Raw genomic sequence first — 24576 nt, 5'->3', positions numbered from 1 at the left:
TGCGGCTTTTTACGTTTCAGCGCGCGGCATTATTGAGCTGGACTGTTTCAGTCGGGCGCACCACCAGCCACAAGGCCAGCGCGATCACTGCACCGCCGTAGAGGTAAGCCCACGACAGCGGCTCGTCGAGCAGCAGCCAGCCCCAGAAAACCCCGAAAACCGGAATCAGAAATGTCGTGGTCGAGGCTTTGATCGGGCCGATGTCGGTTATCAGACGAAAGTACAGCACGTAGGCGAATGCCGTGCAGATAAAGCCCAGCCCGGCCAGAGACAGCCATTCCTGCAAGCCGCCCCACGAGGCCGGCGGCTGTACGGCCAGCGAGCCGAAGAACAGCGGCAGCAAAAACAGGCTGGCACCGCACAAGCTGCTGAATGCAGTCAGGCGATTGTCCAGACCGCCTTGCTGGCCGATCCATTTACGCGTGAGAAACCCGGCAAAGCCGTAGCAGATAGTCGCAATAAGGCAGGCACCAGCGCCCAGCAACAGGTACATGTCGACCGCGACCGGGCCGGTTTGCGTAAGCAGCCAAACACCAAATAGCTCGAGCGCAACGCCAGTGGTTTTGCTGGGCGTGAGCGCCTCGGAGAAGAACATTGCACCGATCAGCACGCCCATCAATGGCGTCAACGCATTGAAGATGGATGAGTAACCGGCGGGCAAGACCAGCGCGGCCAGGCAATACATGGCCGAAGGCAGACCGGCGTTGATAACGCCGAGTACCAGGCATTGCTTGAGCTTGCCGCGAAAATCCCAGCGCACGCGCATGATCAGCAAAATCGCCAGCAAACCGAGTGCGCCCAGGCTGGCGCGGAAGAAGGCCGTGGGCATACTGCCCAGCACCGGCGCAACAATACGCATCAACAGGAAACTGGCGCCCCAGATGGCGGCGAGCAATAGCAGTCTGAGCAGGTCGGTAATGCGCACAATAGGCTCCGGGCAGTGGCAGGCGGGAAGTGTTGCTGCGCACCGCAGCCAATGCAATACACAACTGACTTTTAAATTCGCGTGCGGGCAACTGGCAATCGATGCAGAGGCTTTCCCGTGCTAGTTTGACTGAATACGTTCACCGCCACCCAGCCTTGCACGCACTGAGGTTTTTCATGTCGCAGCAACCGCTAGCCACCGAGATCGCCGCGCAGATTCTGACCGGGTTTGATGATTACCGTGAGCATTTCCGGCAGATCACCGACGGTGCCCGCGCGCGCTTCGAGCAAGCGCTCTGGCAAGACGCGCAAAAAGCCTCGGCGGCGCGGATCAACCTGTATGAAGATAAAGTCAGCGAGTGCAGCCAGCGCCTTAAACGGCATTTCCAGCAGGGGCTGACTGATGTGGAGCAGTGGCCGCTGGTCAAGCGTGCCTACATCAAGCTGATTGATCTGCGCTTTGATGATGAGTTGTCCGAGACTTGGTTCAACTCGATCTTTTGCAGCCTGTTCAGCCATGACCAGATCAGCGATGGTTGTATGTTCATTCACAGCACACGGCCAGCCTTGCGCAGCCAGGAACGTGTGGCGCAAACGCGGGTGTACCAGCTCGATGGCAGCCTCGGCGAGATGCTCCAGGCAATTTTCCACGATTACTGTTTTTCGGTGGCATTCGAAGATTTACCACGGGATTTGGCGCGTCTTGAAGGCCAGTTGCGCGAGAGCCTGCCGGACTGGGTGTGCAAAGACCCGGCCTTAACCGTCGAGTTGTTCTACTCGGTGCTCTATCGCAATAAAGGTGCGTACCTGATCGGGCGCATTTACACCCATGATGAGCAATGGCCGTTGGCGATTCCGTTGCTGCACCGTGAAGGCCAGGGCATCCAGATTGACGCGCTGATTACCGACGAAGCCGATGTGTCGATCATCTTCTCGTTCACCCGCTCGTACTTCATGGTGGATGTCGCCATCCCGGCCGAGTTTATCGGCTTTCTCAAACGGATTTTGCCGGGCAAGCACATTGCCGAGCTTTACACCTCTATCGGCTTCTACAAACACGGTAAATCCGAGTTCTATCGCGCGCTGATCAATCACCTGGCCTCGACCGATGACAAGTTCATCATGGCGCCGGGTGTGCGCGGCATGGTCATGAGCGTATTCACGCTGCCGGGCTTCAACACCGTGTTCAAGATCATCAAGGACCGTTTCTCGCACACCAAGAGCGTGTCGCGCCAGACCGTGATCGAAAAGTACCGGTTGGTTAAAAGTGTCGATCGGGTAGGGCGCATGGCCGATACCCAGGAATTTGCCGATTTCCGCTTCCCCAAAGCCAAGTTTGATGAGCAGTGCCTGGCCGAACTTTTGGAAGTTGCACCTTCAACCGTTGAAGTTGAAGGCGACACCGTGCTGGTGCGCCATTGTTGGACCGAGCGGCGCATGACGCCGCTCAATCTGTATGTCGAGAGTGCCAGCGAGTTGCAGGTCAAGGCGGCGCTCGAGGACTACGGATTGGCGATAAAACAGCTGGCGGCGGCGAATATATTTCCGGGCGACATGTTGCTGAAAAACTTCGGCGTTACTCGTCATGGCCGTGTCGTGTTCTATGACTACGATGAAATCTGTTTTCTGACCGAAGTTAATTTCCGGCGCATTCCGCCGCCGCGTTACCCTGAAGATGAAATGGCCAGCGAGCCCTGGTATTCGGTGGCGCCGATGGATGTGTTTCCGGAGGAGTTTCCGCCATTTCTGTTTGCCGATATCCAGCAGCGGCGCTTGTTCAGCAAGTTGCATGGCGAACTTTACGATGCCGAGTATTGGCAGAGCCTGCAGCAAGCGATAAACACCGGCAAAGTGATTGATGTGTTCCCTTACAGGCGTAAGACCGAATAAACCAACGCGTGTCAGCAAACCTGGCTCATCCCCCGGATACAGAGGTTTTATTGAGATTATCCTTGGTCACAGCGGCCGGCGTGCTGCTGGGTACAAATGCGCAGCTGGCACCTGCAAGCGAGCCCGAATCAGACCAAGCGGTCGAGATGGCGCCTCTGCTGATTGTCTCGCCCCGCATCCGCAGCAGCTGGTTGACCACGCCCGCGGCAGTCAGCGTGGTCGAGAGCAATGATGTCAGCGCCGAGAAGAGCCTTACCCTGCAAGGCCTGTTGGCTTCAGTGCCGGGCGTATTCAGCCAGAATCAATACAACCTGGCGCAAGGTTTAAGGCCGTCTATTCGCGGCTTTGGCGCGCGCGGCAACTTCGGTGTGCGCGGCGTGCGCGTGCTGGTTGATGGCGTGCCGCTGACCATGCCGGATGGCCAGACTGAACTCGACGGGCTGGATTTGGGCTTGGTCGAACGACTGGAGGTGCTGCGTGGGCCGTCTTCTGTGCTTTACGGCAACGCAGCTGGCGGGGTTTTGAATATCGAGACCCGGCAGCCACCCGCCACGCCCTACAGCTTTTTTGATCTCAGTGCCGGCGAGTTGGGCTATCAGCGGGCGCGCGTTGAAACCGGTGGCAGTGTTGGCGATATTGGCGGGTTGCTGGCCTTCAACAGCACCCAGTCCGACGGCTACCGTGACCATGCGCGGGCCGAGACCAATAGCCTGACCGGCAAGCTGCGCTGGTACAGCGATTATGGGCGGCTGCGCATTGGCTTCAACGCCATCGACAACCGCGCCGAAGATCCGGGCGGCTTGCGGGCCAGTGAAGTTGACGCTGATCGTGGTCAGGCGGCACCGAATAACTTGCGTTACGACGCTGACGAGACCATCCGCCAGCAGCGCTTAAGCGCGGTCTGGGATGGTTTCGCGACCGGCAGCGATGAGTATCAGCTTCGCAGCTACGTCGGCCAGCGTGAGTTTGGCAACCGGCTACCGTTTACCGGCGGCGGCCAAACAACTTTCGACCGTTTGTTCGCCGGGATTGGCGGTCAATACAGTCACAACAACGAGTGGCTGGGCATGGCCCATAAGATTACCTCTGGTTTCGACGTTGAAACCCAGCGTGATGATCGTCGTCGTTACGATAACCTGCTCGGCGAGCGAGGCGCTGAGACGCTCAAAGAGGACGAGAATGCCGACAGCAGCGGGATATTTGTCGAAGATCAAATCGACCTTGCACAGAATTGGCAGGCCACATTGGGCGTGCGCTACGACCGCGTGCGCTTGTCGGTCGACGACCGCTTTCTGAGTGACGGTGACGACTCCGGCTCACGCAATCTCGAGGACTGGAACTACAGCGCCGGCTTGAGCTATCAACTCGATGCCCATCAGTCGATTTACGCCAAGATCGGCACCTCATTTGAAACACCGACCATCAGCGAGCTGGCCAATCCCGCCGGCGGTGGTTTCAATCCCTCGTTGCAGCCCTCGCATGCGCTCAATCGGGAGCTGGGCCTGAAAGGTGAGTGGCAAACCTTACGTTACGATCTGGCCGTATACAGCATGAAGCTGGATGACGAACTGGTGGCTTACAGTTTGCCGGGCCAGTCGGGGCGCAACTTTTACCGCAATGCTGGTGAGTCGCACCGCGAAGGTGTGGAAATGAGCCTGAGCTGGCAGCTGGCCGATGCCTGGCGCTTGTCGGGCGCTTATACCTACAGCCGCTTTCGGTTTGATGAGTATCAGCTCGATGGCGCCGATTACAGTGACAACTCGCTGGCAGGGATTCCGCAGCAATCCCTGTTTACCGAGATTGCCTTTGAGCAGAATGATTACTACGCACGCTTGAATCTGCGTGCGTTTGACTCCATGTATGCCAATGACGCCAACACGGTCGAGGTGGCCGGCTACGCGCTCACCAACTTGCGCGCAGGCAAACGTTTCAAGGCCGGCGGGCAGCTGTGGGAGCCTTATGTTGGGGTCGATAATCTGTTTGATCGGGAGTATTACGACAACGTGCGCATCAATGATGCAAACGGCCGGTATTTCGAGCCGGGCCCTGGCCGTACGGTGTATGCGGGGCTGCGTGTAACATTTTGAGTGGAGTTATTGGCGCGCAACTGACGAACATCAAGCTTGCGCAGATTCATTCAAGGTAATCTATGCTCATAGCAAGCATGTAAACAGTGCTTTTCGTTAGTCTTGGCAGGAGGGTGTCTTATGATCGCCAAGTTGCAGAATGCTTTTCATGACCTGTTGGTGGCGTTGGGCTTGCTGGACCGCCCAAAACTTCAACCTATTCCAGTGCGCACTGATGATCCGCGTCGCCCGCGTGAGCCGCGCCGTCAGCGCTGAAATCCGCTCCACCTGCTGCAAAGCGTCAATCGCTGATCAGTGGTCCAGAAGCCACTGATCTATCATATCGCGCATCCGCTGCCCGGAAAAACTCTGAAAATGCCCGCCATGAACCGTGCGTATCGGCAGCTCCCGCAGCCGTTGCAGGCTCTTGGCGTAATCATCGAGATTGGAATGGTAGGCATCTTCGATCAGCGGGCCGTCATAAATAATGTCGCCGCTGAACAGCGTCTGCGTTGCCGCTTCCCACAGGCTGATACCGCCCGGTGAATGGCCTGGCGTGTGCAGCACTTGCAACACGCGATCACCCAGATCAAGCACATCACCTTCCTCAATCAAGCGTGTGGCGGGTGCTGCGCGCACCTTGTACTCGGCGTAGCACAACGGACAATCCGGGTGCGCTTCGAACATATCGTCGCCAACAAAGTCGCTGGCCAGCGTATTGGCACCGGTTGGCGCAGCGAGAATGTCGGCTTCCGCCGGATGCACCAGGCGTTCGGCAAACTCATGATGCCCGGCAATATGGTCGAAGTGGCAATGGCTGGCCACGGCTAATAGCGGGCGCTCAGTAAGCCAGGGCAATTGTTCGCGCAAGCTGACCAGCCCTGAGCCCGAGTCAATCAACACATCGCGATCACGCCCCTGCACATGCCACAGATTGCAGCGATAGAAGGGCCGTACGTACGGCTCATGAATCAGGCTGATGCCATCGTAGCGATGCTCGACCTCGAACCATTTGTCGCGGCTGACGATTTTCATGCGGCAATTCCTTGCTGGCGGTGCAATGGGAATCGGGCCTGAGGCGCAGTGCTCAAGCCCGATGTTGGCGTGCTTAGGCGGTTTGCTGGCGCGGAACCAGCAACCATTTACGCACCACCACGTAGCTGCAGGCCGTGATCACGAATACCGGCAGCGATGCGCCAAACGCCAACGGCGAGACCCAGCCCCAGTAATACGCCAACACGGCGCCGAGTGCATAGGCGACGAATGCCGCCGGGTTGATGCCGTTGCTGTAGTGATAGCAGCCACCGTCTTCGCGGGTCAGGTCGCTCACCGAGTACTGGCCGCGATTGATCACGAAGTAATCGGCGATCAACACCGCAAATGCCGGAATGAACACGCTGCCGATAATCAGCAGGAAATTCTGGAAATTATCGAGGATGCCCGGAATCTGCGAGCCGAGAATCGACAGCACACCGATGATCAGTGCGGGTTTCCAGAACGTGCTTTTCGGGCTGATGTTCAGGTAAGACAGAGTGGCGCTGTACACGCACATTACGTTGGTGGTCATCACCGAGAGGAACACCACGATAGCCGCCGGCAGACCAAAGCCGAAGCCAGACAACAGCACCGCCGGGTCGTAGGTTTGCTCGCTGCCGGTAAGGATGCTGAAACCCGAAACCGTCGCGCCAAGGCCCATGGCCAGCAGCGTTGCCGCCACATAACCGACCCAGGTGCCCGTTGCGGCAATGCCCTGGCTGCGGCAGTTACGGTTGTAGTCGGCGGCCAGCGGAATCCATGAAAACGCCGTGGCAATCACGATGTCGAATGCAATGCCGGCGGTAATGCCATTGCGCGGCTCCTCGTTCATGCTCAGCAGTTGGCTGAATTCGAAGTGCTGGTTCATCGAATAGAACACGGCGGCGGCAAGAATCAGCATGCCGACAGCGGCCCAGCGCTCCACACGTTCAATGCCCAGATGCCCGCGCAGGGCAATCAGCAGTACCAGCGTTTCACAGAGGATGGTGAACAGCGCCAGGTTCGAATAACCGGTGATGTGTTCGACGGCAAAGTTCAGGCTCATGCCCGCCAGCAACGCCTGAATCCAGCTCCAGGCCAGCAGCGTCAGCAGGTTGATCAGAGAGGGCAGTTTAGCGCCCAGGGTTCCGTAGCTACCGCGAGCCAGCACCATGGTGGTGAGGCCTGTGCGCTGGCCCATCAAGCCGACCAGCACCAATGGCAGGATGCCAATCGCAGAGCCGATCAGCACGATCACCATGGCTTGCAGAAACGGAAGGTCCGGCACCAACAGCATGCCGGTAAGAATGGTTGTGACCACCACGTTAGCGCCCAGCCACAGCGCGGTTGTGCCGCTGAAGCCGAGGCTGCGGTGGTCGGCCGAGGTCGGGGCAAGCCCATCCTGACCAAAGTGTTTAGTGAGGTTCTTGAGCACGAGGGTTACTCCCAGAGTCTTTATGATTATGGTTGTTGGGTTAAGCGTTCGTGGCAGATTTCAAAAACAGCAATCGTTGCAAGGTTCAGGTTCACGCTGACGCGGCGAGACCTTTTTATTAGGGGTAAAACCAAAACATCGACTCAGCCGGCTAGCGGCTGAGTCGATGGTCTTATCAGTGCAGCAGCCCTTACGCGAGGCTGATGCGGCTGGTGCTGGCGCGGGTCATGAGGCTGATGGCAACAAAGCTCACGCCACCGGCAGCCAGGCTGTAGTAGATCGGCGTGTTGGCTTCGAGGCCGTCGATGTACATGAACACGCAGGCGGTCAGGCTGCCCAAGGCCATGCTGGCGATAGCGCCGGCAGTGGAGGCGTGCTTCCAGTAAATAGCGCCCAGCAGCGGGATCAACATGCCGCCAACCAACAGGTTGTAAGCCATGGTCAGCGCGCTGATTACATCGCTGACAACCAGGGCGATGGCCAATACGACGAGGCCCAGCAAGAAGGTGAAGATGCGGTTTTCATGAGCGCTCGACTCATTGCCCTTACCCTTACCCTTGCGCAGCAGCGGCCAGAGGTCTTGCGCAGCAGTGGTCGATGCGGCCAGCAGGCCAGCACTTGCGGTCGACATCAACGCAGCCAGAGCTGCTGCAATGACCAGGCCGCGTACGCCGTCCGGCAGGCTCAGTTGCACGATGCTGGCGAATGCATTGTTGACGTTTTCAAGGTCCGGGATCAGCACTTTCGCGGCCATGCCGATGATTGCAGCGGCCAAACCGTAAAGGACGCAGTAGATCCCGGCAGCGGAGCCGGCAACCTTGGCAACCTTTTCACTGCGTGCGGTGAACACACGCTGCCAGATGTCCTGGCCAATGAAGATGCCGAAGAAGTAGATCAGGAAGTAGGTGATGATGGTGTCCCAGCCAATCGCGGTCATCGAGAAGTAGCTGGCGGGCAATTTAGCGACCAGTGCGTCCCAGCCGCCGGCATCGCTGATCGACATAGGCATGAGAATGAACACCAGGCCGATGGTCATGATCAGGAACTGAACGATATCGGTGAGGCTCAGCGACCACATGCCTCCAACGGTCGAGTAGGCCACTACGATGCCGCCACCGATCAGAATCGATACCCAGAACGGCAGATCGAACAGAACGCCCATCACGGTGCCAATGGCAATGGTCGAAATGGCACCGATCATCAGCGCGTAGATCAGCATGATGGCTGCGCTGGCGGTACGCGCTGTTGGGCTGTAACGGCGCTCAAGCACTTGGGTGACGGTGAAGATTTTCAGTTTCAACAGGGGTTTGGCGAGGAACAGGCTGATGCCGACAATCCCCAGCCCCAATGTTGCGCAAAGCCAGAAGCCGGAAAGGCCGTAAACATAGCCAAGGCGCACGGTGCCGATGGTGGAAGCGCCGCCCAGAACAGTTGCCGCCATGGTGCCCATGTAAAAACCAGGGCCCAGATTGCGACCTGCTACCAGGTAGTCTTCGCGGGTTTTCGCACGGCGCATGCCGTAAAAGCCGAGCCCGAGCATGGCCGCGACGTACAGTAGGATTACAACGATATCTAAGGTCATTTCAGGTCACTCACTCTGATTTTTTTTATAGGCAGTGCTGGTGTTAATGCTTCGCCAAACGCATTCGCGGCCAGCGCTGTGCAGCAGGTTTTAGTTTTTGTAGTCGGGACACTCACGATCAAGCTTGCGCAGCCAGGCCTCCCATAACAGCTGGCGTTGCCCTTCAGCCCCCTGAAATTGTTCGCAGGCATGCTGGCTGAGGGCTTCAGGCATTTCGCTGACACCCTGCAGCGCCGCAGCACTGAGTTGGATTTCACAGGCTTTGTTCAGGTAATACATGACGTAAAACGCATCGGCGACACTGGCGCCAACGCTGAGTAAGCCGTGGTGCCTGAGAATCAGCGCGATATTGTTGTCGAGCGAAGCGACCAGTCGCTCGCGTTCTCCCAGATCCAGCGCAATACCTTCATAGGTGTGGTAACCCACACGCTGATGAAATTCGGCGTTGATCTGGTTGAGTTGCAACAAACCTTTATCGGCAGCCGCGACGGCCATGCCGGCCAGCGTGTGCGTGTGGATGACGCAATGGGCGTCTTCGCGGGCCATGTGCACAGCGCTGTGAATGGTAAAGCCGGCGACATTGTAATCGGCTTTGCCCTCAATAACGCGGCCGTGCATGTCGACAATAATCAAGTCACTGGCTTTGACTTCTTCGAAGAACAAACCGAATGGATTGATCAGAAAGCGCGGCTCTTCGCCGGGCAAACGCGCAGAGAAGTGGGTGTAGAGCGTGTCATCCCAGCCGAACATCGCCGCTAACCGGTAAGCGGCAGCGAGATCTCGGCGCAGGGTAGCCTCATTTGTTGTAGTCATAGGCTTGAATCCGCTTGAGCGTGTATCGGGTTGGTCGCGGCGCCCCATCACTTACCGCTGCGGGATGGGGCGGGCGCTGGTTTGCTTGCGATTACCGGCGTTCAACACCTGGCAAAATGCAGAGCATTTCGTACAGCAGGTTGGCACCCAACAGCGAAGTGTTGCCGGTGGTGTCGTAAGGGGGGGAGACCTCGACCAGATCGCCGCCGATAATGTCCAGGCCCTGACAGCCACGAATGACTTCGATGGCCTGAATGGTGGTCAAACCGCCAATTTCAGGGGTGCCGGTGCCCGGCGCCCAGGCCGGATCGATGCCGTCGATATCGAACGACAGGTAAACCGGGCCGCCGCCGACTTTCTCGCGGACTTCAGCCATCAGCGGCTCCAGCGATTTGTGCCAGCATTCTTCGGCCTGGACCACGCGGAAACCCTGCTTGCGGCTCCAGTTGAAGTCTTCTGCGGTGTAACCCTGAGCCCGCAAGCCAATCTGCACGACGCGGTCGCAGTCGAGCAGACCTTCTTCAACGGCGCGGCGGAAGGTGGTGCCGTGGGCGATTTTCTCGCCAAACATGTGATCGTTGACGTCGGCGTGCGCATCGATATGCACCAGACCGATCTTGCCGTGCTTCTTCTTTAGCGCACGCAGAATCGGCAGAGTGATGGTGTGGTCGCCGCCCAGTGTCAGCGGCAGGATGCCGTCTGCAACGATCTGGTCGTAGGATTGTTCAATGATGCGAACGGCTTCAGCCATGTTGAAGGTGTTGATTGGCACATCACCGATGTCGGCGATATTCAGCGAATCAAACGGCGCAGCGCCAGTGGCCATGTTGTAGGGGCGGATCATGACCGACTGAGCGCGAATCTCGCGTGGGCCAAAGCGGGTGCCGGAGCGCAGTGAAGTGCCGATGTCGAGGGGAACACCGACGAAACCAACGTCGAGTTCGGCGCGCTCTGCAGGCGACTGAATATGCGGCAAGCGCATCATGGTGGCGATCCCGCCGAAGCGTGGCATCTCGTTGCCGCCAAGTGGCTGGTGCAGATTCTTTTCCATGGAGGCCTCACAGTTTTTATGGTTTTAAATTTCAGTGAGGGAATTCTTGGTCAGGACGGCTTGCGGAAAAATCGCTGGGAGAAAAAACTTAGTTCATGATTTTCTAAACTATTGGCATGTACACTTAGCGCCGTTGCAGTTGAATGAATTGCAGTCCCGGCCCATCGGCGTTCCCTCGCGTCGCCAACGGCCGCTGATTCGTGTGGAGTGTTCATGAGCCAAACCTTGCCCGACCTGAAGTTACTGCGGATTTTTGTCAGTGTGGTCCGCAATCAGGGCTTTGCAGCGGCGCAGCCCGAGCTGAATTTATCGACCTCGGCCATCAGTACTTATATGAGCCAACTGGAATCCCAGCTCGGCCTCGTGCTGTGCCACCGTGGGCGCGGTGGTTTCAGCCTGACCAGCAAAGGTGAGTTGTTCTATCAAGAGACGCTGCGTCTGTTGAGTGAGCTGGAAGGATTCGAGCGCTATTCTGCAGCGCTCAAGGGCGAGTTGCGCGGCACGCTGAATCTGGGCGTGTTGGACTCGACCGTGGGCGATAGCTCGTTGCCCCTGGCTGAGGTGATTGGCGCCTACAGCCTCGAACACCCCGGCGTGCACCTGCATTTGTCGGTGATGAGCCCGTATGAGTTGCAGTTGGCGGTGCTCGATAACCGCCTGGATATCGCCATTGGCGCGTTCTCGACCCGCATGACTGGCTTGATATATCAGCCGCTTTACCGTGAACAACACTGGCTGTATTGCAGTGAGCGTCACTCGCTTTATACCCAGCGGCGCATTCCGGCTGAGGTGATTACCCAGCAGCGCATGGTGGGGCGTGGATACTGGAGTCAGGCCGAACTGGCGCGGCACGGTTTCAAGCACAGCGCGGCCACGGTGGATTCAATGGAAGCCCAACTGATTCTGGTGCTTTCGGGCGCCTACATCGGTTATCTGCCCGAGCATTACGCGCAGTATTGGGTCGACCGCAAAGAATTACGGGTTTTGCTCCCGGCCACCTTTGGATATCAGGCGCCGTTTTCGCTGATTTTGCGCCGCGGACGAACGCGCGAGCCACTGATTCAAACCTTCCGCGACTTGCTCAAGGCACAGCTTAATGCGCAATAACAGTCAGCAGATTCAGAAGTCGTCAGACGCGCGGGGCGGCTATGGCGCGGCCTGAATGTGAGCGTTGTAAACGGCCGCAGACGCGCTGCTTGTGCGCCATGATTCCGCATTTGCACTGCCGCACGCGGGTGCTGATCCTGCAGCACAGCAGCGAGGCGGGGCATGCGCTGAACACCGCCCGGTTAGCGGCTCTGGGGCTGGATAACGCACAGCTTGAGGTCGGCGAAACATTCAGCCAACTGGAAGACTGGTTGGCGTTGCCAGGCTATCGCCCTTGCTTGCTGTTTCCGGGGGATGAGGCCGTGCCGGTCGCAGACTTTGCCCAGGCTGCAGTGGCCACGCCGTTATTGCTGGTGGTGCCGGATGGTACGTGGCGCAAGGCGCGCAAGTTGCTGTATTGCAATCCACTGCTGCAAGCGTTGCCGCGCATCACTTTGCCGTCCGGGTTGAGTTCACGCTATCGCTTGCGCAAGGCGCCAGAGCCTGGCGCGTTATCGACTATTGAAGCGATTGTGGTGGCACTTGAGGCTATCGAGAAGCCCGCGCAGTTTGGCGAATTGCTCAAGCCATTCGAGGCCTTGATCGAAGGCCAGATCGCGGCGATGGGCGCTGAGACCTATCAGCGTAATCACGCGGGCGGTGCCGCAACGGCGGCACCTAAAACCGGCCCGGATTCGCCCGAGCAGGCTGACTGAATCAGCGTTCGCGCAGGGCTTCGGTTCTGGCTTTGAGCACCGGTTTGAGCAAGTAGTCGAGCACGCTTTTCTCGCCGGTTACGATATCTACAGTGGCGATCATGCCGGGAATAATGGTTAACGGGTGGTCATCTCCGCCTAAATGGCTTTTTTCAGTGCGCACTTGAATCAGGTAGAAACTGTTGCCTTCATCATCGGTGATGGTGTCGGCGCTGATCAGTTCCAGATTGGCTTTGAGACCACCGTAAATGGTGTAGTCGTAGGCGCTGAACTTGACCATGGCCTTTTGCCCCGGATGGAGAAAGGCCACATCCTGTGGGCGCACCTTGGCTTCGATCAGCAGATTGTCGTCCAGCGGTACAATCTCGATCATGTCATTGCCCGGCTGAACCACGCCGCCGATGGTGTTGACCTTGAGTTGCTTAACGATGCCGCGCACCGGTGAAACTACCGTGGTGCGGCTGACGCGGTCATCTATCGCCTCGGTGCTGGCGCTGAGTTTCTTAAGCTCTGTGCGCGCATCATTGAGCTCCTTGAACGCATCGGAGCGAAACGCCAACTCGGACTCGTCCACCTTGCTTTTGATTTCGTTAATCGCCGACTCGGCGCGCGGAATGGCCAGTTTGGTTGCATCCAGCGAGCCACGCATTTCCACCGCTGTGCGGCGCAACCGCAGAATCTCGACCTGCGAGATGGCGCCACTCTTGACCAGCGGCTGTGACATGTTCAGTTCCTGCTGAACCAAACCAAGCCCCGAGCTGTATTGCTGGGCTTTCGAGCGGTACTCGGCCAATTCCTGTTGCTTCTGGCGCAGTTGTTCGCCCAGCGTGCGTTGCTCGCTTTGCAAGCGATCCTGACGGGAGCGGTACAGGCCTTCCTCATCCAGTGCCAGTTGTGGGGCTTTGCTGGCAATTTCTTCTGGCATCTTCAACGGGCGGCCTTCGGCCTCCGCAGTCAGGCGTTCGATCCGGGCGATCAGGGCGAGCCGGTCGGCATCGCTTTCGCCTTTGTTCGAGAGAAAGCGGGTGTCGTCGAGGCGCAGCAGCACGTCGCCTTTCTCGACCACCTGACCTTCACGGACGAATATCTCGCTGACAATGCCGCCTTCAAGGTTCTGGATTACCTGAATCTTGCTTGATGGAATGGCTTTGCCCTGACCGGTAGTCACCTCTTCGAGTATCGCGAACTTGGCCCACACCACGGCTGCAACCAGGCACGCACAGACCACCCAAAGGGTGACGCGTGAAAGCCAGGGCGAATCCTCAAGCATCACGCCCTCGACTTCGGGCATGAACTCGGCGTCTTTCCTGTTCGGCCGCTGGTTGACGAAATAGCTGCTGTCAGTCGTCATCACCTCACCCCGCAGCCGGGCCAACACGGCCCTTACGCAATGCATCAATCACGGTTTCTTTCGGACCATCGGCAACGATGTGCCCGTTATCCATGACAATCAGTCGCTCAACGAGGCTGAGCATCGACATGCGATGGGTAATCAGCAGCACGGTTTTGTCTTTCGCCCAGCTCATCAGCTTGCCGCGCAGGGCATCTTCGCTGCTGTTATCCATTGCGCTGGTAGGCTCATCCAACACCAGAATTGGCGGGTCGAGGAGCATGGCGCGGGCGATCAAAACGGCCTGGCGCTGGCCACCCGAAAGCAGTTGGCCGCGTTCGCCCACGGGTCGGTCAAAGCCTTGCGGGTGTTGTCTGGCCAGCTCGTTGACGCCGGTTAGCTCGGCAACTTCAAGCATCCGCGCATCACTGACATAACGCGCGCCGAGGGTCAGGTTGTCGCGCAAACTGCCCGCCAGCAGGGGCAGGTCATGCGAGACGTAACCGATCTGGTGACGCAGGTCGGCGACATCGAGCTGGCGCAGGTCGAGGTCGTCGAGGAGTATTTGGCCTTCATCCGGGCTGTAGAACGCCATGAGTAATCTGGCCAATGTGCTCTTGCCGGAACCGCTGCGACCGATGATGCCAATCCGCTCGCCCGCTGCCATGCGCAAGCTGACTCCGGCCAGCGCTGGCGTGCTTTGCTCCGGGTAACTGAACGTAACGCCACGCACTTCCAGCGCGCCTTTAAGCTGGGTGCGTTCCAGTGGCCGTTGTTTGGCTTCGCGCTCTTGTGGCAAGGCCATCAATGCATCGGTTGAGGTCATGGTCAGGCGGGCTTGCTGGTAGCGCGTGATTAAACTGGCAACCTGGCCCAGTGGTGCCAGCACGCGGCTGCCGAGCATGTAACAGGCAACGAGGGCGCCGACGCTGAGATTGCCAGCGATAATGCTGTAAACGCCGGCGATAATCGTGCTCATGCCGGCGAACTGCTGAAGGAACAACGTGCCATTGGTGGCCAGTGAGGCCAGAAAACGTGCATGCATGTCGAGACGGGTCAGGGAACCGTGGGTTTTCTCCCACTGATGCTGGCGTTCACTCTCGGCGCCACAGGCCTTGAGGGTTTCCAGCCCGCCGAGGGTTTCGATCAGCAACGCCTGACGTTGTGCGGCCAGCACCAGGCTGCGTTCCACGGTATCGCGCAGGCGCACTTGAATGATCCAGGCGAACAGGGCGGTGAGTGGAAATGCCAGCAGCGGGATCACCACCAGCCAGCCGCCGAGCAGGCCGATAACTGCAATCATCAACAGCGCGAACGGCAAGTCGATCAGGCTGGTCAGGGTAACAGCGGTGAGAAACTCGCGCAGGCCTTGGAAGTCATGAATACTCTGGGCAAAGCCGCCGACGGTGGCCGGTCGCGACTTCATGGACATGCCGGTGATGCGCTCGAACAGCGTGGCGGATAACACGATGTCGGTCTTTTTGCCGGCGGTGTCCAGCAGGTGCGCGCGCAGCACGCGCAGCAACAACTCGAACCCCGCCCCGATCAGCAAGCCAATGGCCAATACCCATAGCGTCGCCGTCGCCTGATTGGGCACCACGCGGTCGTAGGTTTGCATCACAAATAACGGAACCAGCAGCCCCAACACGTTAATCAGCAGACTGGCCAGCACGGCGTCGGCATACAGCCAGCGTGACAGCTTCAAAGTGTCGCGAAACCACGCTGTCATTCTGGGCATCAGTGGATTGCGCGCTTGCTCCAGTTCGTGACGCGGCCGGGCAAACAATGCTTGGCCGGCGTATTCGTTGGCAAGCTCAGCGCCGTTCACCCATTGTTCGCCGCCATCTGTTTCGCAGGGGAGAATCAGTGCCTGCTCATTTTCGCCCCAGGCCTTGAGCACGGCACTGCGGCCATCTTTGAGCAGTAACAGAACCGGCAGATTGAGCGCCGAAATCGCGCTCAGCTCACGGCGTAGCAAGCGTGCCTGCAAACCGGCACGCGCTGCGGCGCGACTGAGTAAATTGGCGGACAAGGTTTGTTGCGGCAGCGGCAGGCCGGCAGTCAGGCTGCCGCGGCTGACTTTGCAATCATGCAGGCGACAGAGAATCAGTAAACCATCAAGCAGCGGATCGTCATGGCTCAGGCGTGGGTCATTAACCGGACTGCTGTGCTCCATATTCGTCACTAGCGACTACTCCTAAACATCTGTCCCTGAGGTTTCAGCGCCATGTGCTGGCCAGTCACGCAACTGAAAAATCCGTGAAACGTGTGTTGCCAGTGGCCACAAGGCCCTGCCCGGAGCAGGGCCTTGTGGTTACTTATTGCAAAGCAGGCAGATGCGCCTCGCTTTTGACTTCGCTCAGCGCAACCGATTCGGCTGGCAGCACCACTTGCTGTTGGCGCAGCAATTGGCCGGTGGCTGCCAATACGCGGTACATCGAGTATTCCTCGGTGTAACGCACATCGGTGTAGCGACGGTTGGCGGTGAACAACTCGTTCTCACTGTCGAGCAAGTCGAGCAGGGTGCGCTGCCCCAAGGTGAATTGCTGTTGATATGCCTCACGAACACTGGCGGTGTATTCGGCATAGTCACGCGCTTTCGGGGTTTGCAGCCGCGCATTTTCCATCGCGTTCCAGGCCAGCGCCGTGTTCTCGTTGATCAGACGCAGGGCATTGTTGCGGATGTCCATAGACTCGTTGATCTGGTGTGAAGAAGACTCCAGACGTGCCTTGTCACGCATGCCGTTGAACAGGTTGTAGTTCATCACAACACCTGCGCGCCACGTGTTGTAGTGGCCGGCGTCGCCCTGAATATTATCGTCAGCAGTGGTTGCCAGTTCGGCATCTACGCGCGGGTAGAACGGCGCCTTGGCGGACTCGTATTGTTTCTCGGCCGCGTTGACATCGGCTTGCGCAGATTTCAGGAACGGGTTGTCCGCCATCATCACCTGGCGTGCAGTGGGCAAGTCAGCCGGCACTTCGCCCTTGACCGACGCCGGTGCAGAGAGCTCGTCCGGATAACGGCCCACGGCGCTGAAGAAGTTGGCCTCGGCATCGGCCAGGTTGACCTGCTCGGTGTAGAGATTGTTTTCCGCCAGGGCCAGACGTGCACTGGATTGGTCGAGGTCAGCCGTGCTGCCAACGCCTTGCTGGCTGCGCAGCGAGATCTGGTCGTTGATGCGCTGATGCGCCAACAGATTGTTCTTGGCCAGCGCAACCATTTCCCGACGTTTCAGTACATCGAGGTAAACCTCGGCGGTGCGCAGGGCCAGGCTCTCGGATGTGCCGCGCACGTAGTAGGCACGTGAGTTGACCACCGCCTGGGTCCGCGCCACTTCATTCGGGGTATTGAACCCGTCGAAGAGCATCTGTCGCAGGCGCAACTCGGTGTTGCTATAGGTCAGGGTTTCCTTGTTGTGATCGCCGATGATGCGGGTGCTCGGGCTGTCGGTATTTTCACGGCCATAGCCGACGAGTGCATCTACGGTTGGCAAGTAACCGCCCTTGGCAATTTTCACGTCCTCGTCTGACGACAGACGACGGTTCACGCCCGCGCTTATTTCCGGGTGGTTATCGATGGTGCTCTGGATCGCCTCTGACAAAGTCATTGCTTGGACGGGTGAAAAAGTCATGGCCAGAAGCATGCCTGTCCATAGCGGGTTGACTGCACGCATTGGTAATACTCCTTTGCTGTGTGCTCTGATCTTTCCTCTCCGCCAAAAAAATGTCTTTTTAAGGCGGGCGTCGTTTTTGGGTTCTCACTCTAGGCATTGAAGATCATTATTTATGTTGGCACAGAAAAATTTAGCACAAGATTTATGAAAAAATATTCTTATACAAAAAAGCCGACAGAGGACATTGTTACCCCTGAAAGTAGGCGTGGAAGCCGCATGGCGTCTAAGCTTGATGAAAATAGGCCTGAAACAGGCAGTTGTTTACACAGGGCGGGGTTGCAGTTGGGACGGTAGGCAGCAAGGAGGCGACAATAATTTGTCGTTTTTACGAAGGGCCGAATTGCTGTCTTCTCAACCGCTTAGGTGAAGTATCTGTGTTTTGCACTGTTGATGCCTTCTTTAGGAGATACCGGCGAACGCCGGTGGCAGTGAGGAACACGTTATGGCCACTCTGATTGGTAAAGTCACCCAGGTTATTGGTGAGGTTTTCGCCGTTGCAACTGATGGCTCGCGTCGCCCACTGGGTGTGGGTGATCAAGTTTTTGCAGGTGAGCAATTAGTCACGGGCGCATCGGGTGCTGTGGCTGTAGCGATGACCGACGGTCAGCAATTAACCTTGGGGCGTGAGAGTCAGCTCAGCCTGAATGCCCAAATGCTTGGCCAGGGGGACGACAGTCAGGCGCCTCAGGATGCGCCTGTCACGGCGCCAAGCGCTGATGACTTAACAGACGTCGAACAACTCTTGGCGGCGATTGAAGCGGGTGCCGACCCCACTCAGGAAGCCGAAGCCACAGCCGCAGGGCCTGGTGGCGCCGGATCGGGTGGCGCTGGCGGTGTAGGGGGTGGACACAGTTTCGTGCTGCTCGATACCGTCGGGGGTGCGGTTGAGCCGGTTCTGGGCTTCGATACCTCAAACTTCAACACGGGGCCAGAGTTCCCTAATCCTGAACCCATCGTGATTCCAGTGCCGCCGCTGGTTCAGGAAGCTCCAGTTCCTCCAGCTCCGCCAGCGCCTCCAGCAGAGCCTGAAGTGGTTGATTTCCAGCCGGTCGTCAGCGTTATTTATCAGGACGCTGTCGGCAGTATCAGCACCAGCCCGGCTGTGGTTGAGGAGCGTGCATTGGCGGGTGGCAGTAACCCGCAGAGTAATGCAGAACAGGCCAGCGGGCGCTTTCAGGTGGTTTCACCCGATGGCGTAAGTGCGCTTGAGGTGCAGGATGCCAACGGCAACTGGGTGAATGTGACCGCTGGCAATTCGGTGCAGGGCCAGTACGGCACTTTGCAGGTGGATGCACAGGGCAATTGGACCTACACCCTGACTGCCGGCGTGCAGCACGGCACACCGGGGGCGACCGGTGCTGATGATCAGATTGGCGAAAGCTTCAATGTGCGGGTTACCGACAACGATGGCGATGTATCGCCGGTGGCGGTGCTCGACGTAAGCATCTATGACGACGGACCGCAGGCTATCAACGACGTTAACAGCGTGCCTGAGGACAGCGTCGCGCCGGTTGTCGGAAATGTGCTGAGTAACGACCAAGTCGGTGCTGACTCACCTGCAAGTTTTGTCGCTTGGCAAAGCACCGCGGCAACCTTTGGCACTTTCACGCCGACCGCCAACGGTGGTTACAGCTACCTGCTCAATTCGGACAATCCGCTGATTCAGGCGCTCGACACGGGTGAGACGCTGACAGAAACCTTCAGCTACACCATGCAGGATGCGGACGGTGACACCTCGACGGCCATGCTGACGATTACCATCACCGGCACCAACGACATTCCAGTGGTCAGCGTGCCGCCGTTTGGTGAAGGTACTAATGCGCAAGTTTATGAGTCCGGACTGGCCAATGGCAGTGACGCCGCTGCCAACAGCGAGTTCACCACCGGCACCTTCACCTTGAGCGATGTTGATGGCCTGGATGATTTGCAAAGCGTGACCATTAACGGCGATACCGTGGCAATCGGCAGCCTGAACAGCGGCTTGAATGTGTTTGTCGGTGCGTTCGGCACCCTGACCATTACCGGCTACGACGCGGCGACGGGGCAGGGTACTTATCAGTATCAACTGACTGCACCGACAATCGATGGCGCAGGTATTGAGACCGATACCTTTGTCATCAGCGTATTCGACGGGACTTCGTCGTCGGCACCGGCCAATATCGTTATCGAAATCATTGATGATGTGCCGACCGCTAACGCCGACACTGGCTCGGTCAAAGAAGGCGCAACGCTCACGGTTAATGCTGCCAATGGTGTGCTGGCTAACGATGTTGCCGGGGCCGATGGTTTTGGCTCGTCCAGCGTTGTGGGCGTGCGCGCGGGCTCGGATATAGCTACAGACGCTTCGGGCAATGTTGCCACTTCCATCACCGGCGCATACGGCACATTAACTTTGGCTGCGGACGGCTCATACACCTACCACTCGACTGCCAATGGTGTGGGCGCCAATGCGCTGGACGCCAATGCGCTGGACGCCAATGCGCAGGATCACTTCGTCTACACCGTGGTTGATGGTGACGGCGATCTGAGCACCACCACTTTGACTATCGACGTGTGCAATTTCACCGTGGTTGGCGGTGTCGGTGGCGAAGCGGATACCAGCGTGCGCGAAGCAGCGCTCGATCTGATCGGCAGTAATCCTGCCAGCAACGATGAGGTGGCGAGCGGCCAACTGACCGGCAGCGGCGGCGCGGGTGGTTATCAGTTCAGCATTGCCGATGGCGTTGGCCAATACGGCACGCTCAGCGTTAACGCCAACGGCCAATACACCTACACACTCACCAGCCCGGTTGATACACCAGCCGGTGACAACGGCAACAATATCCAGGCGCAGGAAACCTTCACCTTTACCGTCACCGATGCCAACGGCAACACCGGCACCGGCACGTTGCTGATTGATATTGTCGACGACATTCCAAAGGCCTATGCCGACACGGGCTCGGTGCAAGAAGGCGCAACACTCACGGTTAACGCTGCAAATGGTGTGCTGCATAACGATGTTGCCGGTGCCGATGGTTTTGGCTCGTCCAGCGTTGTGGGCGTGCGTGCCGGTTCGGACACCGCCACAGACGCTTCGGGCAATGTTGCCACTTCCATCACCGGCGCTTACGGCACCTTAACCCTGGCAGCGGACGGCTCTTACACTTACCACTCAACCGCCAATGCGCTGGACGCCAGTGCGCAGGATCACTTTGTGTATACCGTGGTTGATGGTGACGGCGATTTGAGCACCACTACTTTGACTATCGATGTGTGCAATTTCACCGTGGTTGGCGGTGTCGGTGGCGAAGCGGATACCAGCGTGCGCGAAGCAGCGTTGGATCTAATTGGCAGTAATCCGACTAGTAATGATGAAGTGGCCAGCGGCCAACTTACCGGCAGCGGCGGCGCAGGTGGTTATCAGTTCAGCATTGCCGATGGCGTTGGCCAATACGGCACGCTCAGTGTTAATGCCAATGGCCAATACACCTACACACTCACCAGCCCGGTTGATACACCAGCTGGCGATAACGGCAACAATATCCAGGCGCAGGAAACCTTCACCTTTACCGTCACCGATGCCAACGGCAACACCGGCACTGGCACCTTGCTGATTGATATTGTCGACGACATTCCAAAGGCCTATGCCGACACGGGCTCGGTGCAGGAAGGTGCAACGCTCACGGTTAATGCCGCCAATGGCGTGCTGGCTAACGATGTTGCCGGTGCCGATGGTTTTGGCTCGTCCAGCGTTGTGGGCGTGCGTGCCGGTTCGGACACCGCCACAGACGCTTCGGGCAATGTCGGCAGTTCCATCACCGGCGCTTACGGCACCTTAACTCTGGCAGCGGACGGCTCATACACCTACCACTCAACCGCCAATGCGCTGGACGCCAACGCGCTGGGCGCCAATGCGCAGGATCACTTTGTGTATACCGTGGTTGATGGTGACGGCGATCTAAGCACCACCACTTTGACTATCGATGTGTGCAATTTCACCGTGGTTGGCGAGGTAGCAAGTGGTTCGGATACCAGTGTGCGTGAGGCCGCGCTGGATCTAATAGGCAGTGATCCGACCAGTAATGATGAAGTGGCCAGCGGCCAGCTTACCGGCAGCGGCGGCGCGGGTGGTTATCAGTTCAGCATTGCCAATGGTAACGGTAACTTTGGCACCCTAACGGTGGATGCCAGCGGTAATTACACTTACACGCTGACCAGTGCGCCCAAATTGCCGGCCGGTAATAACGGCAATAATATCCAGACCCAGGAAACCTTCAGTTACACCGTGACTGATGCCAACGGCAACACCGGCACGGGCACGCTGGTGATAGATATTGTCGACGATGTGCCCACTGCGCACGATGACACCGCTTGCGTGGGCACCGAGCGAGGCCTCGATTACAACGCGGTGTTTGTGCTCGATTTCAGCGGCAGCATCAGCAACAGCGAGCTCAATGTGATGATGCAAGCTGTGCGAGCGGCAGGGCAGAAGCTGTTTGATGGCACCAATGGCGATGTCAGCATTCAACTCGTGGCCTTTTCGGGCACCGCAAAGTCGTATGCGGCGGTGAGCAATTTTGCCGACCTTTCGCACCTTATCGACACGCTCAATCCGGCTGATGGCGGTACCCGGCCTTACAGTGGCAATACCGACTTTACGGCTGCAATCAAAGAGACCATGGCTGTATTCGATCCTGTGGTGGGCGCCAGCAATCAGGTGTTCTTCATCAGCGATGGCAATCCCAATGAGCAGACCGGTAATAACTCTTCGTTGACCAACACCACGGCGGCGCAATGGAGCAATTTCGTTAATGGCAACAACATTAACGTGACCGCAGTCGGCGTGGGCGGCGGTATCGACAATGCCCGCTTGCAGGACATCGATGTAGACGGTCAGGGTGCGCCGATCCAGGTCGCCAATTTTGAAGATCTGGTCGAGTCACTGCTGCAGGTCGTCACCGGTGTCAGCGTTCAGGGCAATGTGCTCAAGGGCGATGACAATGCTGTGGGCGGCGGCGATGACGATGTATTTGGCGCCGATGGCGGCCGCATTCTGTCTATTTCGGCGGATGGCCAAACCTACACCCTCAATGGCACGACTATCCAGACCGCTGCCAGCGCCTCGCAATACAGTTGGGATGCAAGCACCAAGCTGTTGACCCTCAATACGGACACTGGCGTTCTCAAGTTCTATATGGCGGATTCCAGTGGCCATGCGGCGGGTGATTATCAGTTCCAGGCGCACAGCGGTTTGGATTTTGGCGCCAGTGGCCAGCTCAATGAAGTCTTTACCTACACGCTGATCGACAACGACGGCGATACGGACTCGGCCAATCTGACCATCTGCATCGACGGGCCGGAGATTTCAGCGCTGGTGGTGGGCAGCAATGCCAGCGATCAGGGTAACTCCGCGGTTGAGCACACCGTGCCGAATCCGCAGGATGCCGATCGCGCCGGTGAGATCATGGGCACCTACGGCAAGGATGTTCTGCTGGGGGATGTCGGCGGCGTTAACAGCAACTTCACACCGGGCAAGAACTACAACATCGCGCTGATCCTCGACCGCTCGGGGAGCATGGCGGATGCTTCCGGTACGCCTGGGTTGAGCCGCCTGGCGCTGGCCAAGGATGCACTGACCTCGCTGGCCAATCAGTTAGCCGGGCACAGCGGTGTGGTCAACGTGCGGCTGATTCCGTTCGGTGAAACGGCCTCTAATGGTTACACCATAAATGGCCTCAACTCGACCAATGTCGTGACCTTGATTGCTGCAATCAACGGCCTGACAGCCAGCGGCGGCACTAACTATGAGTCGGCATTCAAGGCCACGGTCAACTGGTTCAATGACCAGGTCAACGGTGGCAAAGACGCGGCGCATGGCTTCGAGCAGCTGACGTTCTTCCTCACTGACGGCAACCCGACGTTGTACCTCAACGGCAGCGGCAACACTGCTGGTAGCGGCAGCAACACGGGATACAACGAATTGAGCCAGTCGGTTGATGCGGTGCAGGCGCTGGTTGCCGGCACGGGGGCCGATGCAGTGCAAATGCACGCCATTGGGATTGGTAATGGCGTGAGCGCCGACTTCCTCAAGTTTTTCGACAATACCCCGTTGACCGGGAACACGCTCGGACAGGGCTCTTACGACTTCCCGAATGACAATAAGCCGCCTGTCACCGGCCAGACCGGCGACCCGACAATCGTCAATACCGCCGATGAGCTGCATGCGGCGCTGGTCGAAGGCAGCACCACCACAACGCTTGCGGCGGTGGGAGCCGATCATCTGATTGGCGGGCAGGGCGACGACATCATCTTTGGCGATGTCATTAACACGGACAGCCTGGCGTGGGCCGGGAATGCGGCGGGCACGCATGACGGCGCCGGTTATCAGGGCTTGCTCGATTACCTGACGGCAACAACCGGCACCGCAACGCTGGATCAGGTCAAAGCCTACATCGAAGCCAATGCAACGTCCCTGAACGTGGCGGGTGATACCCGTGGCGCCGGTGACTTGCTTGATGGGGGCGCGGGCAATGACTGGCTGTTCGGCCAGGGCGGCGATGATGTATTGATCGGTGGAGTAGGCAACGACCACTTATACGGTGGCACGGGCGCCGATACCTTTGTCTGGAATGCCGCTGATCGCGGCGGAAATTATCACGATGTGGTGCATGACTTTAATGTGGCCGATGGCGACAAGCTGAATTTGTCGGCCTTGCTCGATGGCGTCGATCCCAATGCCGGTGTCGATGTGCTGAGTCAGTACCTGAGCGTAGATACCAGCAATGGCGTAGACACGCTGGTCAATGTGTCCAGCAGTGGCCATGTGCAGGATACGGCTGCGGTGGATCAAACCATCACGCTGGCTAACACGGTGTTGTCCGGCGGCGACAGTGCGTCGATTATCCAGGGCATGCTGGATAACAACACGCTGGTGAGCTAGAGCGGTTGGCTGCGTAATATTTCAGTCGAATCGCTGGACTGCGACTAAAATAAAATCACCCGTCTCTGATGTTGGA

15 protein-coding genes are annotated in these 24576 nt (G+C 58.1%); 6 read left to right on the top strand and 9 right to left on the bottom strand.

All coding sequences use genetic code 11. The annotated features are described in order from the left end of the window. Positions 1-16 precede the first annotated feature (16 nt). Positions 17-925 carry a DMT family transporter gene (locus BM395_RS08280; protein ID WP_090510515.1) on the bottom strand — a complete coding sequence of 303 codons (909 nt, stop codon included), beginning with the start codon at positions 923-925 and terminating at the stop codon, positions 17-19. A 176-nt stretch (positions 926-1101) separates the two neighbouring features. On the opposite strand from BM395_RS08280, the gene aceK reads away from it, so the two are divergent. The 3 genes from aceK (at position 1102) to BM395_RS23710 (ending at position 5156) form a co-directional block, all read left to right on the top strand. Then, positions 1102-2814, top strand: a complete 1713-nt coding sequence (gene aceK / locus BM395_RS08275) for a bifunctional isocitrate dehydrogenase kinase/phosphatase (RefSeq protein WP_090510513.1) — start codon at positions 1102-1104, stop codon at positions 2812-2814. Between the two features lie 62 nt (positions 2815-2876). Beyond that, positions 2877-4901, top strand: a complete 2025-nt coding sequence (locus BM395_RS08270; RefSeq protein WP_090510510.1) for a TonB-dependent receptor family protein — start codon at positions 2877-2879, stop codon at positions 4899-4901. A 120-nt stretch (positions 4902-5021) separates the two neighbouring features. After that, a complete protein-coding gene (locus BM395_RS23710; RefSeq protein WP_256547039.1) occupies positions 5022-5156 on the top strand; it encodes a PA1414 family protein in 135 nt (44 codons plus the stop codon). A 36-nt stretch (positions 5157-5192) separates the two neighbouring features. Here BM395_RS23710 and BM395_RS08265 read toward each other — a convergent pair whose 3' ends face one another. The 5 genes from BM395_RS08265 to speB form a co-directional block, all read right to left on the bottom strand. After that, positions 5193-5915, bottom strand: a complete 723-nt coding sequence (locus tag BM395_RS08265) for an MBL fold metallo-hydrolase (protein WP_090510508.1) — start codon at positions 5913-5915, stop codon at positions 5193-5195. A 73-nt stretch (positions 5916-5988) separates the two neighbouring features. Beyond that, on the bottom strand, positions 5989-7329 hold the full coding sequence (locus BM395_RS08260) for a purine-cytosine permease family protein (protein WP_090510505.1): 1341 nt from the start codon (positions 7327-7329) through the stop codon (positions 5989-5991). A gap of 190 nt (positions 7330-7519) precedes the next feature. Continuing rightward, positions 7520-8911 carry a sodium:solute symporter family protein gene (locus BM395_RS08255; RefSeq protein WP_090510502.1) on the bottom strand — a complete coding sequence of 464 codons (1392 nt, stop codon included), beginning with the start codon at positions 8909-8911 and terminating at the stop codon, positions 7520-7522. A gap of 90 nt (positions 8912-9001) precedes the next feature. Next, positions 9002-9724 (bottom strand): class II aldolase/adducin family protein, encoded by a 723-nt coding sequence (locus tag BM395_RS08250; RefSeq protein ID WP_090510500.1) that lies wholly within the window; start codon positions 9722-9724, stop codon positions 9002-9004. Between the two features lie 91 nt (positions 9725-9815). Next, entirely contained in the window at positions 9816-10775 is a 960-nt protein-coding gene (gene speB, locus BM395_RS08245) for an agmatinase (RefSeq protein WP_069901837.1), read from the bottom strand. 213 nt (positions 10776-10988) lie between these two features. Between speB and BM395_RS08240 the strand changes: the two genes are divergently transcribed. Then, positions 10989-11882 carry a LysR family transcriptional regulator gene (locus BM395_RS08240; RefSeq protein WP_090510496.1) on the top strand — a complete coding sequence of 298 codons (894 nt, stop codon included), beginning with the start codon at positions 10989-10991 and terminating at the stop codon, positions 11880-11882. A 41-nt stretch (positions 11883-11923) separates the two neighbouring features. Then, positions 11924-12577: a tRNA-uridine aminocarboxypropyltransferase gene (locus BM395_RS08235; RefSeq protein WP_090510494.1), complete on the top strand. Its 654-nt coding sequence runs from the start codon at positions 11924-11926 to the stop codon at positions 12575-12577. 1 nt (position 12578) lies between these two features. On the opposite strand, the gene BM395_RS08230 is transcribed toward BM395_RS08235, so the two are convergent. The 3 genes from BM395_RS08230 to BM395_RS08220 all read right to left on the bottom strand — a co-directional run bounded on the left by BM395_RS08230 (position 12579) and on the right by BM395_RS08220 (position 17581). Further along, positions 12579-13928: an HlyD family type I secretion periplasmic adaptor subunit gene (locus tag BM395_RS08230; RefSeq protein ID WP_090511012.1), complete on the bottom strand. Its 1350-nt coding sequence runs from the start codon at positions 13926-13928 to the stop codon at positions 12579-12581. Positions 13929-13932: 4 nt separating this feature from the next. After that, positions 13933-16083, bottom strand: a complete 2151-nt coding sequence (locus BM395_RS08225) for a type I secretion system permease/ATPase (RefSeq protein WP_090510491.1) — start codon at positions 16081-16083, stop codon at positions 13933-13935. 142 nt (positions 16084-16225) lie between these two features. Then, positions 16226-17581, bottom strand: a complete 1356-nt coding sequence (locus BM395_RS08220) for a TolC family outer membrane protein (protein WP_090510490.1) — start codon at positions 17579-17581, stop codon at positions 16226-16228. Between the two features lie 442 nt (positions 17582-18023). Here BM395_RS08220 and BM395_RS08215 point away from each other — a divergent pair, with 442 nt between their 5' ends. Further along, positions 18024-24500, top strand: coding sequence for a retention module-containing protein (locus BM395_RS08215; RefSeq protein WP_090510487.1), 6477 nt, complete (start codon positions 18024-18026; stop codon positions 24498-24500). The last annotated feature ends 76 nt before the right edge of the window (positions 24501-24576 follow it).

The organism is Pseudomonas marincola, assembly GCF_900116605.1.
GTDB classification, from domain to species: Bacteria; Pseudomonadota; Gammaproteobacteria; order Pseudomonadales; family Pseudomonadaceae; genus Aquipseudomonas; species Aquipseudomonas marincola.
The sequence above is the reverse complement of the archived record's forward strand: the minus strand, read 5'-3'. Positions and strand labels throughout refer to the sequence as shown.

Bases quoted from the DNA above. Each gene is read 5' to 3' on its own strand.
- aceK (WP_090510513.1), top strand. From the start codon at position 1,102: ATGTCGCAGCAACCGCTAGCCACCGAGATCGCCGCGCAGATTCTGACC.
- BM395_RS23710 (WP_256547039.1), top strand. From the start codon at position 5,022: ATGATCGCCAAGTTGCAGAATGCTTTTCATGACCTGTTGGTGGCGTTG.
- BM395_RS08265 (WP_090510508.1), bottom strand. From the start codon at position 5,915: ATGAAAATCGTCAGCCGCGACAAATGGTTCGAGGTCGAGCATCGCTAC.
- BM395_RS08255 (WP_090510502.1), bottom strand. From the start codon at position 8,911: ATGACCTTAGATATCGTTGTAATCCTACTGTACGTCGCGGCCATGCTC.
- BM395_RS08250 (WP_090510500.1), bottom strand. From the start codon at position 9,724: ATGACTACAACAAATGAGGCTACCCTGCGCCGAGATCTCGCTGCCGCT.
- speB (WP_069901837.1), bottom strand. From the start codon at position 10,775: ATGGAAAAGAATCTGCACCAGCCACTTGGCGGCAACGAGATGCCACGC.
- BM395_RS08240 (WP_090510496.1), top strand. From the start codon at position 10,989: ATGAGCCAAACCTTGCCCGACCTGAAGTTACTGCGGATTTTTGTCAGT.
- BM395_RS08235 (WP_090510494.1), top strand. From the start codon at position 11,924: ATGGCGCGGCCTGAATGTGAGCGTTGTAAACGGCCGCAGACGCGCTGC.
- BM395_RS08230 (WP_090511012.1), bottom strand. From the start codon at position 13,928: ATGACGACTGACAGCAGCTATTTCGTCAACCAGCGGCCGAACAGGAAA.
- BM395_RS08225 (WP_090510491.1), bottom strand. From the start codon at position 16,083: ATGGAGCACAGCAGTCCGGTTAATGACCCACGCCTGAGCCATGACGAT.
- BM395_RS08220 (WP_090510490.1), bottom strand. From the start codon at position 17,581: ATGCGTGCAGTCAACCCGCTATGGACAGGCATGCTTCTGGCCATGACT.
- BM395_RS08215 (WP_090510487.1), top strand. From the start codon at position 18,024: ATGGCCACTCTGATTGGTAAAGTCACCCAGGTTATTGGTGAGGTTTTC.